General features: G+C 39.4%; 13 protein-coding genes. 10 read left to right on the top strand and 3 right to left on the bottom strand.

The window, feature by feature from the left end; translation table 11 throughout:
* The first annotated feature begins 162 nt into the window (after nucleotides 1–162).
* Entirely contained in the window at nucleotides 163–1,722 is a 1,560-nt protein-coding gene (locus tag QX565_RS06570; protein WP_289292003.1) for a toll/interleukin-1 receptor domain-containing protein, read from the top strand.
* A 204-nt stretch (nucleotides 1,723–1,926) separates the two neighbouring features.
* On the opposite strand, the gene uvrB is transcribed toward QX565_RS06570, so the two are convergent.
* On the bottom strand, nucleotides 1,927–3,957 hold the full coding sequence (gene uvrB, locus QX565_RS06565) for an excinuclease ABC subunit UvrB (RefSeq protein ID WP_122201535.1): 2,031 nt from the start codon (nucleotides 3,955–3,957) through the stop codon (nucleotides 1,927–1,929).
* A 439-nt stretch (nucleotides 3,958–4,396) separates the two neighbouring features.
* Here uvrB and QX565_RS06560 point away from each other — a divergent pair, with 439 nt between their 5' ends.
* From QX565_RS06560 to QX565_RS06540, 5 genes are all read left to right on the top strand, one after another.
* Entirely contained in the window at nucleotides 4,397–5,695 is a 1,299-nt protein-coding gene (locus tag QX565_RS06560) for a phenylacetate--CoA ligase family protein (protein WP_221649917.1), read from the top strand.
* Nucleotides 5,696–5,722: 27 nt separating this feature from the next.
* Complete coding sequence (locus QX565_RS06555) at nucleotides 5,723–6,148, top strand: ACT domain-containing protein (protein WP_221649918.1); 426 nt, start codon at nucleotides 5,723–5,725, stop codon at nucleotides 6,146–6,148.
* 181 nt (nucleotides 6,149–6,329) lie between these two features.
* A complete protein-coding gene (locus QX565_RS06550; protein ID WP_007485988.1) occupies nucleotides 6,330–7,133 on the top strand; it encodes an outer membrane protein assembly factor BamD in 804 nt (267 codons plus the stop codon).
* 15 nt (nucleotides 7,134–7,148) lie between these two features.
* Complete coding sequence (locus QX565_RS06545; protein WP_221649919.1) at nucleotides 7,149–7,484, top strand: DNA-directed RNA polymerase subunit omega; 336 nt, start codon at nucleotides 7,149–7,151, stop codon at nucleotides 7,482–7,484.
* A 150-nt stretch (nucleotides 7,485–7,634) separates the two neighbouring features.
* Nucleotides 7,635–8,081, top strand: a complete 447-nt coding sequence (locus QX565_RS06540) for a DUF4293 domain-containing protein (RefSeq protein ID WP_289291999.1) — start codon at nucleotides 7,635–7,637, stop codon at nucleotides 8,079–8,081.
* A gap of 127 nt (nucleotides 8,082–8,208) precedes the next feature.
* Here QX565_RS06540 and QX565_RS06535 read toward each other — a convergent pair whose 3' ends face one another.
* Nucleotides 8,209–8,913 (bottom strand): porin family protein, encoded by a 705-nt coding sequence (locus QX565_RS06535; protein WP_221649921.1) that lies wholly within the window; start codon nucleotides 8,911–8,913, stop codon nucleotides 8,209–8,211.
* A 1-nt stretch (nucleotide 8,914) separates the two neighbouring features.
* On the bottom strand, nucleotides 8,915–10,702 hold the full coding sequence (locus tag QX565_RS06530; protein WP_221649922.1) for a LysM peptidoglycan-binding domain-containing protein: 1,788 nt from the start codon (nucleotides 10,700–10,702) through the stop codon (nucleotides 8,915–8,917).
* 143 nt (nucleotides 10,703–10,845) lie between these two features.
* On the opposite strand from QX565_RS06530, the gene QX565_RS06525 reads away from it, so the two are divergent.
* From QX565_RS06525 to QX565_RS06510, 4 genes are all read left to right on the top strand, one after another.
* Nucleotides 10,846–11,541, top strand: coding sequence for a T9SS type B sorting domain-containing protein (locus QX565_RS06525; RefSeq protein WP_221649923.1), 696 nt, complete (start codon nucleotides 10,846–10,848; stop codon nucleotides 11,539–11,541).
* Nucleotides 11,542–11,548: 7 nt separating this feature from the next.
* On the top strand, nucleotides 11,549–14,374 hold the full coding sequence (gene uvrA, locus QX565_RS06520) for an excinuclease ABC subunit UvrA (protein WP_221649924.1): 2,826 nt from the start codon (nucleotides 11,549–11,551) through the stop codon (nucleotides 14,372–14,374).
* 367 nt (nucleotides 14,375–14,741) lie between these two features.
* Nucleotides 14,742–15,221 (top strand): Cys-tRNA(Pro) deacylase, encoded by a 480-nt coding sequence (gene ybaK / locus QX565_RS06515; protein ID WP_002562639.1) that lies wholly within the window; start codon nucleotides 14,742–14,744, stop codon nucleotides 15,219–15,221.
* Between the two features lie 76 nt (nucleotides 15,222–15,297).
* The gene (locus QX565_RS06510) at nucleotides 15,298–16,818 is read left to right on the top strand and encodes a peptide MFS transporter (RefSeq protein WP_289291995.1); all 1,521 of its coding nucleotides are present in this window, start codon (nucleotides 15,298–15,300) and stop codon (nucleotides 16,816–16,818) included.
* The last annotated feature ends 157 nt before the right edge of the window (nucleotides 16,819–16,975 follow it).

The following is a 16,975-nucleotide window of genomic DNA, read 5'->3' as shown; positions in this document are numbered from 1 at the left end:
TATTAAGAAATTTCCGATTGTTTCAATGTCTTGAGAAATAATAGAGCGCTTTAATAATAGGAAGTGAAAAGTCTAATGATTAAATTCTTCTGAATGGATGAGAATACTTATATTTGTCTCCTGAAGTTGTAAAATTCTCAATTGATCCAGGTTTGTAATATTATGAAACACGATGTTTTTATTAGCTATTCAAGTAAAGATAAAAGTGTAGCAACCGCTCTTTGTCATGCTTTAGAACAGGCGGGAATACGTTGTTGGATTGCTCCGAGAGATGTTACTCCCGGTCAGCCCTATGCTGCTGAAATTGTTAATGCCATTCGGGAAGCCCGGTTGGTGGTACTTATTTTTTCTATCCATTCAAATAACTCGCCACATGTGGGTAATGAAATTGATAAGGCTTTCAACCAAGGAAAAATAATAATCCCATTTCGGATTGATAAATCAGAGTTGAATGATTCGTTAGATTACTACCTGGCCCGTAAACATTGGATTGATGCTTATCCAAACCCGAATAAGAGCTTTGGTAGTTTAATACAGACGCTCACTACCTTTTTAAAGAGCCAGAATCGGGTAGTAGTTCCACTGGATACACCTCGGAAGAAGGAAGGACAACCTCACAGAATAAAGATGGGGATAATTATAGCTTGTTGTGCTATAGTTGGATTATTAATAGTCGGAGGACTTTGGTGGGGGATAAAAAATCAGGATCTGATACCGGATGAAATTTCTGAAGTGTTGCAAACAGATTCTTTTAAAAAGGACTCTGTAGTAGTGCCGGTACATACAAAGAATAGAAAAGAGGTCCCGGTAACTTCAAAACCGACAACGACACTGAATGTTGGTACGGTTCCTGTTGCACCTGTTGAAAGTGGTATCCCTGAATGGATCTTTTCAAATCAGAGAATGGTGCATATTGGCATTTCCGATCCCGGACTTGAAGAGACTGAGGCACGTGAACAGGCGATAGTTCGTGCCATTTATTTATGGGCAATATCACAGGGAAAAGAGATAAACTCGATTATTGATAGTAATATTTCTGACAAAGAAGAGACATTCGATATTGTTCAGAAAATGGTTTTATCTTCTTTGAATTATGATATAATGAGGGAGTATAAATATAAAACCGGTGAAATGTTTGTAGCTATTCAGATGAAGAGTGGTACAAAGGGAAAATTGAATTTAACTATTTCGCGTCATTTGAAATCGGTGATAACAGGTAGTGCCGAAGATTTTACGAGTAGTACGACTATTGAAGCTACCGGATTCTCTAAGTTGAAGAGTACTTCGATCTCCAAAAATATAATAAAAGGAAAAGAAACGTTTAGCTCTCTTTATAATGGAATGGAAACTTCTTTGTCCCGGTATTCCTATCCAGACTGTGGTGCAGAACAGGGAAAAGGATTTGTTGCTGATAGTAAGAAATATCATTCTTTGGGGAGAGCTTGGGCGGAATGCTTAAATACTTCTATACCTTTCACAGAATTGGGTGTTAATGCACAGATATCTTCACTGACGGAAAACTCAAAAGAAAGAGAAACCGGAAAAGAAGTTTTATCGACTACCAGCAGGAGTGTTGCCAAAGGAGAACCAGTAGAACCTTATATCATTCAGTTTCTGGGTATAAATGATGGAAAATTATCTGTCTCTATCCAGTTAGATGAACTATTGCGAAAAAAACTACTTGATGAGTACTTAAAAAAAGTAGCCAATAAGGCAAAATAAAAGAATGAATATGTGGTATGGACATAAAAAAAGGAGCAACGCCTTGCTCCAACCTTTGTTAACCTTAAATCTAATACTATGAAAAACACATTGCAAATGTACGGGTTTTCCGAATATTAGCAAATTTTGTGGGAGAAAAAACATGTTTTATAACATTGATTAATATTTTGCTTATTGAATTCAATTTTTATTAAGAGTTTCTGTTTATTCTTCCCACTTTTCTTTCATAAGATCTTCCAGTTTCAGTAATTCGTCACGATATTGAGCTGCTTCGATGAATTCCAGTTTTTTGGCAGCTTCCTGCATTAACTTGCGTGTACGGTCTATGCTCTTTTGCATCTGAGCTTTAGTCATATATTGAATGATCGGATCAGCAGCTACATTCGGGCTTGATGGTTCTATATAAACATGTTTTTCTTTTAGCATTTCCTCGGTATTGTTTCCACCGAATACAGCGAGATTACGTGCTTTCTTTATTTGTTGTGGGGTGATGCCATTTGCTTCATTATAAGCAAGCTGTTTTTCCCGGCGTCGGTTGGTTTCGTCAATTGTCAGCTGCATACTTTCTGTCATCTTGTCTGCATACATGATTACTTTTCCGTTTACATTTCGGGCAGCACGTCCGGCTGTTTGTGTCAGGGAACGATGGGAGCGCAGGAATCCCTCTTTGTCTGCATCAAGAATGGCAACCAGAGATACTTCAGGTAAATCAAGTCCTTCACGTAAAAGGTTTACACCGATCAATACATCGTACACACCTTGACGAAGGTCGTCCATAATTTTTACACGCTCAAGTGTATCTACATCGCTGTGGATATAGTTGCATCGCACATTGTTATTAAGCAAATATTCTGTTAATTCCTCAGCCATGCGCTTGGTTAAAGTCGTTACGAGAGTACGCTCTTCTTTTTCGATACGTATCTGAATTTCTTCCATAAGATCATCTATCTGATTGAGGCTGGGACGTACCTCAATCACAGGGTCAAGCAGACCGGTAGGTCGGATTACTTGTTCTACAATGATACCTTCGGACTGCACCAGTTCGTAATCGGCCGGAGTCGCACTGACGTAAATAACCTGTTTGGCCATTTCCTGGAACTCTTCAAATTTAAGAGGACGGTTGTCCATGGCTGCAGGTAGGCGAAAACCATATTCTACCAGATTGATTTTTCGGGCGCGGTCACCACCATACATAGCACGTATCTGTGGGACGCTAACATGGCTTTCGTCTATAACAATTAGAAAGTCATCCGGGAAAAAGTCGAGCAGGCAATAGGGGCGGGTACCGGCACTGCGACCATCAAAATAACGTGAATAGTTCTCAATACCGGAACAGTGCCCCAGCTCGCGAATCATTTCCATATCATACGTCACCCGTTCATAAAGACGCTTGGCTTCATATTCTTTTCCGATAGATTCGAAAAAGGCTACTTGCTTGGTAAGGTCATCTTCTATCTCGTGAATAGCACGTAGAGTTGCCTCTTTGGTTGTCATGAATAAATTAGCCGGGTATATTTTGTATGATTCAAAAGGAGCAATTGTTATGCCTGAGATCGGATCTACTTCTTCAATTCCATCAATTTCATCTCCCCAAAAAGTCACTCGCAGGATGGTATCGGAATAGGCCAGATAAATGTCTACTGTATCACCTTTTACACGGAAGTTACCACGATTCAGATCCAGGTCATTGCGTACATAAAGGCTGTCTACGAGACGGCGCAGAAATACATTACGATCCAGCATACGCCCCCGTTCCACTTCTATGACATTGTCATAGAAGTCGGATGGATTTCCCATACCATAGATGCATGAAACAGAAGAAACTACCACTACATCTTTACGTCCTGAGAGTAGGGAAGAAGTGGCGGCAAGCCGTAGCTTATCTATTTCATCATTGATGGCAAGATCTTTTTCGATATACGTATCAGAGCTGGGAAGATAGGCTTCCGGCTGATAATAATCGTAGTATGAAACATAGTATTCCACAGCGTTGTTGGGGAAAAATCCTTTAAATTCACTGTATAGCTGGGCAGCCAGCGTTTTGTTGTGGCTCAATATCAATGTAGGTTTGTTGATATTAGCTATGACGTTGGCTATAGTAAACGTCTTTCCTGAGCCCGTAACACCCAATAGGGTCTGGGCAGGTAATCCTTGTTTTATACCTTCGGTTAATTGGGCAATAGCCTCAGGCTGGTCGCCTGTAGGCTTATAGGCGGATGTTAATTCAAAATTCATGTTTTTGTTTTAAAAGGGGGAGCAATATTCGGGAAAATAGTTGAGATAAACAAATTGTTTTTCCAAATAAATCCTTTACTTTGCAACAGTTTATTATAAAACATCGCTGGAGTTGATGTGAAGCTGTTTAAAAGATGGTTGATGGAGAGGCAAATCTGCAAAGAAACAAAGGTTTGAATTATCTCGTGAATCGTTTTTTATCCTTCTAAATGGATGACTGTAAAGCGCTGGTAATCAATGTTTATAAAAGTGTACACTTTGGTGGGTCAATATTGTACACTTTTGTATGGTAAGAGTGTACATTGTTGTGAGGTAAAAGTGTACACTTTATTATTTCTTGTTTGATTTAGCCGAAATTTACTCAATTATTTATTTAATTCCCTCAGCGGGTTGTGTAAAGAAAAAACAGATTAATACAAATATAAATACAACGAGAAACATGATTTGGAACGAAAGTATCGAATGCATGGACCGTGAGAGTCTTCGCAAAATCCAAAGTATACGGCTCAAAAAGATTGTGGAGCACGTTTATCACAACACCCCCTTTTATCGCAAAAAGATGCAGGAGTTAGGAATTACTCCGGATGATATTAACAGCATTGATGACATTGTAAAATTACCGTTTACCACCAAGTACGATTTGAGAGATAATTATCCGTTCGGACTATGTGCGGTTCCGATGAGTCAGATTGTGCGTATTCATGCCTCTTCAGGAACAACGGGTAAGCCTACTGTTGTAGGATATACCCGCAAAGATTTATCTTCGTGGACGGAATGTTTATCACGTGCCTTTACTGCTTATGGAGCTGACAGCTCGGATATCTTCCAGGTGTCTTATGGATATGGTTTGTTTACTGGTGGTCTGGGGGCTCATGCCGGAGCCGAGAATATCGGAGCATCGGTTATTCCCATGTCAAGTGGTAATACAGAGAAACAAATAACTCTGATGCATGACTTTGGCTCTACTTTGTTGTGTTGCACGCCTTCTTATGCGCTTTATCTGGCTGATGCGATTAAAGATTCCGGGTTTCCCCGTGAAGAGTTTAAGTTGAAAGCCGGTGCTTTCGGAGCTGAGCCGTGGACGGAGAATATGCGTCGTGAAATAGAAGAAAAACTGGGAATTAAAGCTTATGATATATATGGATTGAGTGAGATTGCCGGCCCGGGGGTGGGTTATGAGTGTGAATGCCAGCATGGTACACATTTGAATGAAGATCATTATTTTCCTGAAATAATTGATCCTCATACGCTGCAACCTGTTGAACCTGGACAAACCGGTGAACTTGTTTTCACTCATCTTACTAAAGAAGGAATGCCTTTATTGCGTTATCGTACAAAAGATCTTACTGCTTTACATTATGATAAATGTACTTGTGGACGTACATTAGTGCGCATGGATCGTATTCTGGGACGTAGTGATGACATGCTTATTATTCGTGGAGTTAATGTATTCCCAACTCAGATTGAGTCTGTCATCCTTGAGATGCCGGAATTCGAACCACATTATCTGTTGATTATTGATCGTAAGAATAATACGGATACGATGGAGCTGAAGGTGGAAGTTCGTGAAGACGCTTATTCTGACGAGATCAATAAAATGCTGGCATTGAAGAAGAAACTTACTTCTCGTCTGCAAAGCGTATTGGGACTGGGGGTAGATGTGAAGCTGGTTGAACCGCGTAGCATTGAACGTAGTGTAGGCAAAGCGAAGAGAGTGATTGATAATAGAAAATTGTGAGTTGTAACTTTTTAAATTTCAAATATTATGGTAGCAAAACAACTTTCTATCTTTTTGGAAAATAAATCTGGTCGTTTGACGGAAGTGACTGAAGTGTTGGCAAAAGAAAATATAAATCTTTCTGCCTTGTGTATAGCCGAAAATGCTGATTTTGGTATTTTGCGTGGTATAGTATCTGACCCTGACAGAGCTTATAAGGCTTTGAAAGAGAATCATTTTGCCGTGAATATAACAGAGGTAGTAGGCATTAGTTGCCCTAATGTGCCAGGTGCACTTGCCAAAGTATTGCGATTTTTATCTGATGAAGGGGTATTTATTGAATACATGTATTCGTTTGCTAATAACAATACGGCAAATGTTGTGATTCGTCCTAATGATATGGAGAATTGTATTCGTGTACTCACAGAGAAAAAAGTAGATTTGCTGGCAGCAAGTGATCTGTATAGGCTTTAGAAGCTGGAAATTGGTAGCTGGTAGTTAGAATCTTTGCGGCATATAGTTAATCTGCATAGATTCCAACTGCCAGCTACTAACTTCTATATTCTATATTTCAACTCCTATTTTATATTAAAAAACATTGATTAATTGGTTTATTCCGCATGATTCTGTAACTTTGCGCATTATTTAAAATAGGATGAAGAAGAATATTATTATAACTCTGCTTGCAGCCGCTACACTTTCCTCGTGTGGAGAGTACAATAAGTTGCTAAAAAGTACCGATTACGAATATAAGTATGAGGCGGCAAAAAACTACTTCGCTAAAGGTCAATATGGGCGTTCTGCTACATTATTGAATGAGCTGATAACCATTCTGAAAGGTACCGATAAAGCAGAAGAATCTCTTTATATGTTAGGTATGAGTTATTATAATCAGAAAGATTATTCAACTGCTGCCCAGACATTTATAACCTATACCAATACTTATCCGCGTGGCACATTTGCTGAATTGGCAAGTTATCATGCAGGCAAAGCGCTTTATCTGGATACCCCGGAGGCGCGTCTGGATCAGTCTGGTACTTATACAGCTATTCAGCAACTGCAGACATTCCTTGAATATTATCCTGCAAGTTCTAAAAAACAGGAAGCTCAGGATATGATTTTTGCTCTTCAGGATAAGCTTGTTCTGAAAGAATTTATGTCTGCCAAATTGTATTACAATTTGGGTAATTATATGGGTAATAATTATGAGTCATGTGTAATCACTGCTCAGAATGCGCTAAAAGATTATCCTTATACTGATTATCGTGAGGATCTCTCTATTCTGATTCTTCGTGCTAAATATGAAATGGCTATTAATAGTATAGAAGAGAAAAAGATAGATCGTTATCGTGAAACTGTCGATGAATATTATGCTTTTAAGAATGAGTTTCCGGAAAGTAAGTATCTGAAGGAAGCCGAAAAGATATTTAATGCATCAACCAAAGTAATTAAAGATTAAATTATAAATAGATTTATGGATTACAAAAAAACGAATGCTCCTACTAACACCGTTACGCGTGACATGATGGAATTGTGTGCTGATACAGGTAATGTTTACGAAACAGTGGCTATCATTGGTAAACGTGCCAATCAGATTAGTGTGGAAATCAAGAGTGATCTTTCCAAGAAGCTTGCAGAGTTCGCTTCTTATAATGACAACCTGGAAGAAGTATTTGAGAATCGTGAACAGATTGAAATTTCTCGCTATTATGAGAAATTGCCAAAGCCTGCATTGATTGCTACACAAGAGTATATCGAAGGTAAGATTTATTATAGAAATCCGGCCAAGGAAAAAGAAAAATTGCAGTAAAAGAACGCAAGAAGTTAAGAATAGAATAACGTAGTAAGAATTAGATAGTCAAGTAGTAAGTAGGAAGAGTGTTCTTATTATTACTTGGCTATTTTTTTACTGTCGGTTATTTTTTTTATCGTTATAAACTTTTAAAACTACTAAGACAATATGATTCAACGTATTCAGAGTATTTATTTGTTGCTTGTTACGGGCTTGTTAATAGCGAGTATGTGTTTGCCTGTAGGCTCTTTGATTAATTTAAATGGAGCGGTAAGTGTTTTTAAACCACTCGGACTTACAATGGGTGATACATTTCAGTCTACATGGGGGCTTTTTTGTATATTGATGCTGGCTGCAATTGTTGCATTTGCTACTATCTTTCTTTTTAAGAACCGTATATTGCAGATTCGTATGACTATATTCAATAGTTTATTATTGGTGGGGTATTATATGGCTTTCCTTGCTTTCTTCTTTGTGCTTCGTAGTGATGAAATTTCCTTTCAGTTTCATTGGGCGTTGTGTTTTCCATTGATTGCTATTATTCTCAATTATTTAGCCATACGTGCAATCGGTCGTGATGAAGCAATGGTGCACGCTGCTGATAGGTTGAGATAGATCATACAATATTGTATACTTTAAAAAAAAGATGCCACATCGTTCTGTAGGACGGTGTGGCATCTTTTTATAAGTAGGCTAATATTATTAAAATCTCTGATAATCTTAAGGGGCTGTATCTTTTGAATTATTTCTTCAAGTCAAACAGATAAGTCAACTTTATTGATATGGTATTGTGGGCTGCACGGTCAAAATCGTCTTTTTTGCTGGTATGGTAGAAATCGGATAACGCAAAGTAATATCTTCCTTCTAACAGAAAACTACCGGCTTTTTTACTTCTTACTTCAAGTCCACCTCCTCCGGTTATTCCATAGTCAAACTTGTTTTCTATCTTCTTTCCATATTCTTTTGCACTGGCAATTTGTTCGGCCGTCCATCCGCTTGCCTTCTCTGACTCACCTATTAAAAAACCTACCTGTGGTCCCAGATTGATAAAGAACTGTACACCATAATCTTTGCCAAATGCCAGATGGGCTAAAAAAGGAATATCTATGTAATTCATATTCCTGCTATAACTTCGGCTAAGGTCTTTTGTGCCGTCAGCTAATTCAAAAGCCTCTTCCCAACCTCGTTGTGAAAAGTTTAGCTCAACCTGTGCACCGCAAATCATAGCAAAATATTTCTCAGAGATATAACGGGCAGTCAGTCCGCCTGTGATTCCCATGGGCATGCTTTGCTTGATCTTTCGTTGAAAAGTTACTTTGTTGAGATTGACACCACCATTTATTCCGATGGCAAAATTGTGACGCATTTCGCCAATCTGTGCCATTGCCGGAAAAGCAATGCCTATTAGTAACACTACTGTTATGATTGTTGTTTTTATATGTGTCATCTTATTCAAAATCAAGCTTTACTAATTCAAAGTTCTTTGTAAAATGAACAAAGAATACCTTTTTGTTGATGAAACCTCCCCAGTTGTTCACCCGTTGAAATTTAAATCCGGTTTGTATAGGGGTCAGATCCATTTTAGGTAGATTCTTTTCCAGTTCGGAGCCATATCTGGATAATCCTTTCAGGAAGAAGAATCCCGTATCAAATCCTAACATTCCGTATTGAGGATAATTGATGGCCATATCTTTGCTATACCATTTGTGATAAGAGTTAATGAAGTTGATAGCTGCCGGAAGCATGTTGTTTGTATAAAACGAAGAGTAAAAATATGTATCCAGCTCAAAGAAACTGTCCAGGTGATCTTTTGTATAAGTCTGCCATTCCGGGTAACCAAAAAGGTGTACGTTAGCGTCCGGATTTTCTCTTACCAGTACAGTTAGCTGCGGAATGATTTTAATGAGTGTCACGTCACTACCAGACGTAGGGATAAAAATATTTTCTTTATCACTGCGTAGAGCTTCCTTCATCGCTTGTGCTGTGGCTGATTCGGGGAGTGTCTTTACCGGAATTCTTTTGTTTGTCAGTTCCTGTTTCAGTCCTTTGATAAATTCTGTTTTATCTTTATCTACCGTCGTAGCTTCCAATATGATTATATTGGCATTGGAGAACTGACGTATAAAGTGTTCATATACCTCTGAATACAGATAGGATTGTGGAGTATTAATCTGATAAATAAACGGATTGCTAAATACCTCTTCTTCTTTTGAAGAGAAAGGAATAACCATACGAATATCATGTTTCTTAGCAAAAGTTGCCAGTGCTTTTGTGTGCTTTGATTGTGACGGACCAAAGATAATATTCATCTTTTTCATTTCGTCTTTAGCAAGAATGCTATTTAGAGAAGCATTGTCGTCTCCACAATTATAAGCATAAAGATCAATAGAAGTGCCTGTACGTTTCAGGCTGTCTACAGCAAGAAGAAATCCTTCGTAATATTCAACCATGCGCTTATCTTGAAGGAAAGGCAATAATATGGCTGCTTTTATGGTGCTTATCTTTTCCGGTGCTTCTTTGCTGGCCAGGAATAGTTCCTTATCAGTAGGAGGAGTTATGTCTTTATTTTCCTGAGGTGCCACAGGTTTTGCCGAAGGGTAGGGGATGCAAAGGAACTGTCCTTTTTTCATCCCTTGTTTTAGTTCCGGATTAGCATCAATCAGTGCCTGTTCGCTGATTCCGTATTCGCGGCTGACGCTGAAAATGGTTTCACGTCGTTTTACCTTATGCATATCTTTGCATCTGGATTGAACAGGACCCTGAACGGTGGTAGTCGATGGAGAAGTTGTTGCAACGTCCTGAGTCAAAGGAGTGGCAGTGGCTTGGGCAACTTCTTCGGCAGAAGGAATGCGGATCACTTGCCCGATACGGAAATTTTCGGCACTAAGTCCGGGGTTGGCTTCACAGATTGCTTTAGCCGATACATTATATATTGTAGTTAGTTTATATAAGGTTTCTCCAGCTTCAATGGTGTGGAACTTTTCATCTTGTTTTGATGCTTTTTGTTTCTGAGGAATCCGGATTGTTTGTCCTGCATAGATTTTCTCTTCACATCCCGGGTTTAACTGTATGATATCTGATTGACTGACTCCATACATACTGGATATGGAATATAAACTTTGTCCCTTTTCAATGGTGTGAAGGAAGTAAGATTGATTCTCCTGAGCATGAAGGCTCATACAAGAGATGCTTATAAAAAACAGAAGAAAGAGTATTCGGCTTATTAAGGGTCTCATCAATTTTTAAACTATTAGTTCTTAAAATCAGGCAACAAAGGTACAAATTCTGATATATATCTGCCTAATAATTGAGTTAAGAAAATAATATTGTGTTTCTTTAAGACCATAATTCAAGTGGAAACATTAATTTTGCAGATGTTATGTCACTACACAGATTATCTTATATAATATTGTTCTGTCTTGCCTTTCCTTTTTCAGAGGGTTGGGCACAGATTAAGTTAAATCCTGTGGCTATATTGCTACTGGAGAATGGTACTGATCCTACAGAGCCTAAGACGCTTGAGGCCGGTGGAGAACCATATGTGGGGTCGGCTCCACTTAAATTTCGTTTTGTGGCCAATATTGAGTCTCCTTCTCCAACATTACGTTATGAATGGAATTTTGCATCTGATGAGGCATTTAATGATCCTATAAGCGGGTCACCACGTTATGAAGAAGAAACCATTTTTGATTTTGTTACTTCGGGGACATTCTATGTCAGGTTACAGGTGAGCGATACGGAAACAGAAGACGGACCAACTTCGGTATCAGATGTGTTTATCATTCAGGTACCTGAGTCGGAATTGAAAATACCTAATGCTTTTTCACCTAATGGAGACGGCATTAATGATATTTTTAAAGTGAAGTATAAATCACTTGTTAGTTTCGATGCTGTTGTGTTCAATCGCTGGGGACAGAAGTTATATCAGTGGGGATTGACGGACATTGATAAGGGATGGGATGGAACATCCCGTGGGCATCAGGTGCCTGTAGGCGTGTATTTTATCGTAGTAGAAGCACGTGGTGCAGATGGAGTCGTGTATAAACATAAAGGAGATATAAATATACTGAGGTAAAAAGGATATGCAGGAAACAGAATATATAAATGTATACGGTGCGCGTGTACATAATTTGAAAGATATTGATGCTGAAATTCCCCGTAACAGTCTGACAGTTATTACCGGATTGAGCGGAAGTGGTAAATCTTCTTTGGCATTCGATACGATATTTGCTGAGGGACAACGACGTTATATTGAAACCTTTTCAGCTTATGCCCGTAATTTTTTGGGTAATCTGGAGCGTCCTGATGTAGATAAAATAACCGGATTGAGTCCGGTGATTTCCATCGAACAGAAAACAACAAACAAGAATCCCCGCTCTACAGTGGGTACAACAACGGAGATCTATGATTATCTCCGTTTGCTCTATGCCCGTGCCGGAATAGCTTACTCTTATCTCTCAGGAGAGAAAATGGTGAAATATACCGAAGAGCAGATACTTGACCTTATTTTAGGAGATTATAAAGGCAAGAAAATCTATATGTTGGCACCGTTGGTGCGTGCCCGTAAAGGACACTATAAAGAACTGTTCGAACAAGTACGTAAGAAGGGGTATCTTTATGTACGTGTAGATGGTGAGGTACGTGAAGTGACGCATGGTATGAAGTTGGATCGCTACAAGAATCATGATATTGAAGTAGTGATTGATAAAATGATAGTGGGCGATAAGGACGATAAACGTCTGAAACAAAGTGTTGCCACAGCAATGCGTCAGGGTGACGGATTACTAATGATATTGGACGTCACTACCGGAGAACTCCGTCACTATAGTAAGCGTTTAATGTGCCCCGTAACCGGACTGTCCTACAGGGAACCGGCTCCGCATAATTTCTCTTTTAACTCTCCGCAAGGAGCCTGCCCAAAGTGTAAGGGACTTGGAGTAGTGAATCAGATTGATATCGATAAGGTGATTCCTGACCGGAACATGTCTATCTATGAAGGTGCTATTGCTCCGTTGGGCAAATATAAGAATGCAATGATATTCTGGCAAATCGGTGCATTGCTTGAAAAGTATGAAGCCACATTGAAAACTCCGGTTAAAGATTTACCGGAGGATGCTATGGATGAAGTGCTGTATGGATCGGATGAACGAATTAAGATAAAGAGTTCACTCATTGGCACCTCTTCTGATTATTTCGTAACGTATGAGGGTGTAGTGAAGTATATCCAGATGTTGCAGGAGAAAGATGCTTCGGCTACAGCTCAGAAGTGGGCAGAACAGTTTGCCCGTACTACCGTCTGTCCTGAATGCAAGGGAGCGAAACTTAATAAAGAGGCATTGCATTTCCGCATTCATGATAAGAATATCAATGAACTCTCCAATATGGATATCAGCGAGCTTTATGACTGGTTGCAGAAGGTGGATGAGTTTCTGTCTGATAAACAAAAGAAGATTGCAGCCGAGATATTGAAAGAAATTCGTACACGCCTGAAATTCCTGTTGGATGTAGGGTTGGATTATCTATCTCTCAATCGTAGTTCGGTGAGTTTATCGGGTGGTGAGAGTCAGCGTATTCGATTGGCAACACAGATTGGTTCACAGTTAGTGAATGTGCTTTATATTCTGGACGAGCCGAGTATCGGACTTCATCAGCGGGATAATCTGCGTCTGATTAACTCATTGAAGGAATTGCGCGATATGGGTAATTCTGTGATTGTGGTAGAGCATGACAAAGATATGATGTTGGCTTCTGATTATGTGATTGATATGGGACCTAAAGCGGGTCGTCTGGGTGGTGAAGTGGTATTTGCCGGTAAGCCACAGGAGATGTTACAGACGTCTACATTAACCTCGCAGTACCTGAATGGTCAGCAGAAGATAGAAGTTCCTGCCAAACGCCGTCCCGGTAATGGTAAGTCATTATGGCTTCGCGGTGCAAAAGGAAATAATCTGAAGAATGTGGATGTGGAATTCCCATTGGGTAAATTGATTTGTGTGACCGGTGTATCGGGTAGTGGCAAATCTACGTTGATAAACGAAACATTGCAGCCTATTCTTTCGCAGAAGTTTTATCGCTCTCTTCAGGATCCGTTGGAATATGGTTCGATTGAAGGATTAGAGAATATTGATAAAGTGGTCAATGTAGATCAATCTCCGTTGGGACGTACACCACGTTCCAACCCGGCTACCTATACAGGTGTTTTTTCTGATATTCGCAATTTGTTTGTAGGATTACCGGAAGCAAAGATACGTGGTTATAAGCCGGGACGTTTCTCGTTCAATGTGTCTGGCGGACGTTGTGAAGCGTGTTCCGGGAATGGTTATAAGACAATTGAAATGAACTTTCTGCCGGATGTATATGTACCCTGCGAAGTGTGTCATGGCAAACGTTACAACCGCGAAACTTTGGAAGTACGTTTTAAAGGAAAATCCATAGCCGATGTGTTGGATATGACTATCAATCGTGCAGTTGAATTCTTTGAAAATGTGCCACAAATTCTGAATAAGATAAAAGTGATACAAGACGTTGGTTTGGGATATATTAAGTTAGGGCAGTCGTCAACTACTCTTTCCGGTGGTGAAAGTCAGCGTGTGAAGTTGGCTACCGAACTCTCAAAGCGTGATACCGGTAAGACACTTTATATCCTTGATGAACCTACCACCGGACTGCATTTTGAAGATATCCGTGTGCTGATGAATGTACTGAATAAGCTTGTAGATAAGGGAAATACGGTTATTGTGATAGAGCATAATCTGGATGTAATAAAGATGGCAGACTATATCATTGATATGGGCCCGGATGGTGGAAAGGGAGGAGGAAAACTTCTCAGTTTCGGTACGCCTGAAGAGGTTGCGAAGAGCAAGAAAGGATATACGCCGAAGTTTCTTCGCGAGGAACTTTCCCTTTAGCGAGGAATACCGTTTCCGGTAGCGGATTTTACCGGACTTGTACGCCTGCTGGTGGTAAAGAAAACTGAAAATATATACCTTAAGATGAAGAATCAATTGTTTATTTTATCGTTGTTATTTGTTTCTCGGTATCTGCCAATAGTGGTGCCATACTGGATAGCCTGTGAAAATGGTCAGACAAGATGGTGTGAAAACCTTTAAGTTTATGAAAAAATAAAAAGATACTTCGTTACTATACGCAGGAGATATGCGTTTGAAGTATTATAAAGGTGTATTTCCCCCGGTAAAAACGAATCAACGTTTTTGCCGGGGGATAATTTTTTCCTATTTTTGTTCTCCGAAATCTATAAACAGAAAGAAATAAGTCATGAAAATAAATAAAACCAATGCTGCCCGCTTGTTAGATAAGGCTAAAATATCTTATGAACTAATTCCTTACGAGGTAGATGAAGATGATTTGAGTGCTGTACATGTGGCAGCAAACTTAGGCGAGAATATCGATCAGGTATTTAAGACTCTTGTTTTGCATGGAGATAAGACCGGGCATTTTGTTTGTATTGTTCCCGGCGACAAAGAGGTGAATCTGAAACTTGCTGCTAAAGTATCCGGCAACAAGAGTTGTGATATGATTCCGATGAAGGAACTTCTTCCTACTACCGGATACATTCGTGGTGCCTGTTCACCTATCGGGATGAAAAAGCATTTTCCTACCTACATTCATGAGACCTGTCTTGAGTTTCCGTATATTTATGTAAGTGCCGGCCAGCGGGGGTTACAGATAAAAGTGGCTCCTAACGATTTAATTAAGGAAGCACGCGCTGAAGTTTGTGTCTTGTTCACTGAATAATTCAAAAAAAAGTATATATTTGCAGAAATTATACTTGAAATGACAATTCAAATTATTAATTAAATATTTATATCTTATGTTTAGTAAACACCCTAAAGGGTTAATCCCAGCCGCTTTGGCCAATCTTGGCGAACGTTTCGGCTTTTATACTATGATGGCAATCCTTGTTCTTTTCCTGCAAGCTAAGTTTGGGCTGGATGGAAAGACCGCAGGGATTATTTATTCAACGTTTTATTTCTCTATTTACATCCTTGCCTTGGTAGGGGGTATTATTGCCGATAAAACACGAAACTACAAAGGAACGATTATGGTAGGTATTGTTTTGATGGCCTTAGGTTATCTGATGCTTGCTATTCCTTCCAAAACTCCGGTTGACAATCAAACTTTATTTTTAACTATCACCTGTATCGGATTGTTTGTTATTGCTTTTGGTAACGGACTTTTTAAAGGTAACCTGCAAGCATTGGTCGGACAAATGTACGACAATCCTCAGTACTCTTCTATGCGTGACTCCGGTTTCTCATTGTTCTATATGTTCATCAATATAGGTGCTATTTTTGCTCCGATGGCAGCAATCGGTGTACGTAACTGGTGGTTGTCTACTTTCGGTTATGCCTATAATGCCGATCTGCCTGCTTTGTGCCATGGGCAGTTGGCTCAGACTTTAACTCCGGAAGCTATCGAAACTTATACCAGATTGGCCTCAGAGTCTTCTTCTACTCCTGTAACCGATCTTACAACTTTTGCTGCTGATTATCTGAATGTATTTACTACCGGTTTCCATTATGCTTTTGCTGTTGCTATTGTAGCAATGGCTGTTTCACTTCTTATCTATATGTTGAATAAGAAGAACTTCCCGGATCCAAGTAAGAAAGCTGTTGCTGATAAGAGCAATACTGCTGTAACTGTAGTAGAGATGAGTGCACAAGAGGTAAAGCAGCGTATTTATGCTTTGTTTGCTGTATTTGGTGTTGTTATTTTCTTCTGGTTCTCTTTCCATCAGAATGGTTTGACGTTGACATTCTTTGCAAAAGAATACACCGATCTTAATCTCTTCGGAATGCCTATCTCGGCTGAATTGTTCCAATCGTTGAATCCTTTCTTTGTGGTGTTCCTTACTCCGGTGATAATGGCTGTATTTGCTCGTCAGCGTGCGCGTGGGTGTGAACCGTCTACTCCGAAAAAGATAGCAATCGGTATGGGAATAGCAGCTTTGGGATTTGTTGTAATGGCCATTGGCTCTTATGTTGCCGATTTGCCTCTGCATAAAGAAATCCTGGCTGTAGGAACTTCACCGGTGAAAGTCACTCCGTTGTTGTTGATGTTGACTTACCTTATCCTTACAGTTGCTGAATTGTATATTTCTCCGTTGGGAATCTCGTTTGTCTCCAAAGTGGCTCCTCCTAAATATCAGGGTATCATGCAAGGTGGATGGCTTGGTGCTACTGCTATAGGTAATCAGTTGCTTTTCATCGGTGCTGTGCTGTATGAGACAATTCCTATTTGGATGACATGGACAGTATTTGTGGTGGCTTGTAGTATTTCGATGATTACAATGCTCTTTATGCTGAAATGGCTGGAAAGAGTGGCTAAATAAGAAATAGTTTTATTACCATAGAATATGGCGAGGGTATCTAATCTTTTTAGATATCCTCGTTTTTTTTATTTTGCTCCTTGTTCATAATGTGAACCCAGTCTTCCTTTCTGTACGGTTTTGAGTGTATTTCACCACAGAGTAACACAGAGTTCCACAG

The organism is Bacteroides sp. 41_26, from assembly GCF_949740115.1.
Lineage (GTDB): Bacteria > Bacteroidota > Bacteroidia > Bacteroidales > Bacteroidaceae > Bacteroides > Bacteroides nordii.
The sequence above is the reverse complement of the archived record's forward strand: the minus strand, read 5'-3'. Positions and strand labels throughout refer to the sequence as shown.

What these genes read in the sequence shown, in the direction of transcription:
- QX565_RS06570 (WP_289292003.1), top strand. Translation starts at nt 163, where the DNA reads ATGAAACACGATGTTTTTATTAGCTATTCAAGTAAAGATAAAAGTGTA.
- uvrB (WP_122201535.1), bottom strand. Translation starts at nt 3,957, where the DNA reads ATGAATTTTGAATTAACATCCGCCTATAAGCCTACAGGCGACCAGCCT.
- QX565_RS06560 (WP_221649917.1), top strand. Translation starts at nt 4,397, where the DNA reads ATGATTTGGAACGAAAGTATCGAATGCATGGACCGTGAGAGTCTTCGC.
- QX565_RS06555 (WP_221649918.1), top strand. Translation starts at nt 5,723, where the DNA reads ATGGTAGCAAAACAACTTTCTATCTTTTTGGAAAATAAATCTGGTCGT.
- QX565_RS06550 (WP_007485988.1), top strand. Translation starts at nt 6,330, where the DNA reads ATGAAGAAGAATATTATTATAACTCTGCTTGCAGCCGCTACACTTTCC.
- QX565_RS06545 (WP_221649919.1), top strand. Translation starts at nt 7,149, where the DNA reads ATGGATTACAAAAAAACGAATGCTCCTACTAACACCGTTACGCGTGAC.
- QX565_RS06540 (WP_289291999.1), top strand. Translation starts at nt 7,635, where the DNA reads ATGATTCAACGTATTCAGAGTATTTATTTGTTGCTTGTTACGGGCTTG.
- QX565_RS06535 (WP_221649921.1), bottom strand. Translation starts at nt 8,913, where the DNA reads ATGACACATATAAAAACAACAATCATAACAGTAGTGTTACTAATAGGC.
- QX565_RS06530 (WP_221649922.1), bottom strand. Translation starts at nt 10,702, where the DNA reads ATGAGACCCTTAATAAGCCGAATACTCTTTCTTCTGTTTTTTATAAGC.
- QX565_RS06525 (WP_221649923.1), top strand. Translation starts at nt 10,846, where the DNA reads ATGTCACTACACAGATTATCTTATATAATATTGTTCTGTCTTGCCTTT.
- uvrA (WP_221649924.1), top strand. Translation starts at nt 11,549, where the DNA reads ATGCAGGAAACAGAATATATAAATGTATACGGTGCGCGTGTACATAAT.
- ybaK (WP_002562639.1), top strand. Translation starts at nt 14,742, where the DNA reads ATGAAAATAAATAAAACCAATGCTGCCCGCTTGTTAGATAAGGCTAAA.
- QX565_RS06510 (WP_289291995.1), top strand. Translation starts at nt 15,298, where the DNA reads ATGTTTAGTAAACACCCTAAAGGGTTAATCCCAGCCGCTTTGGCCAAT.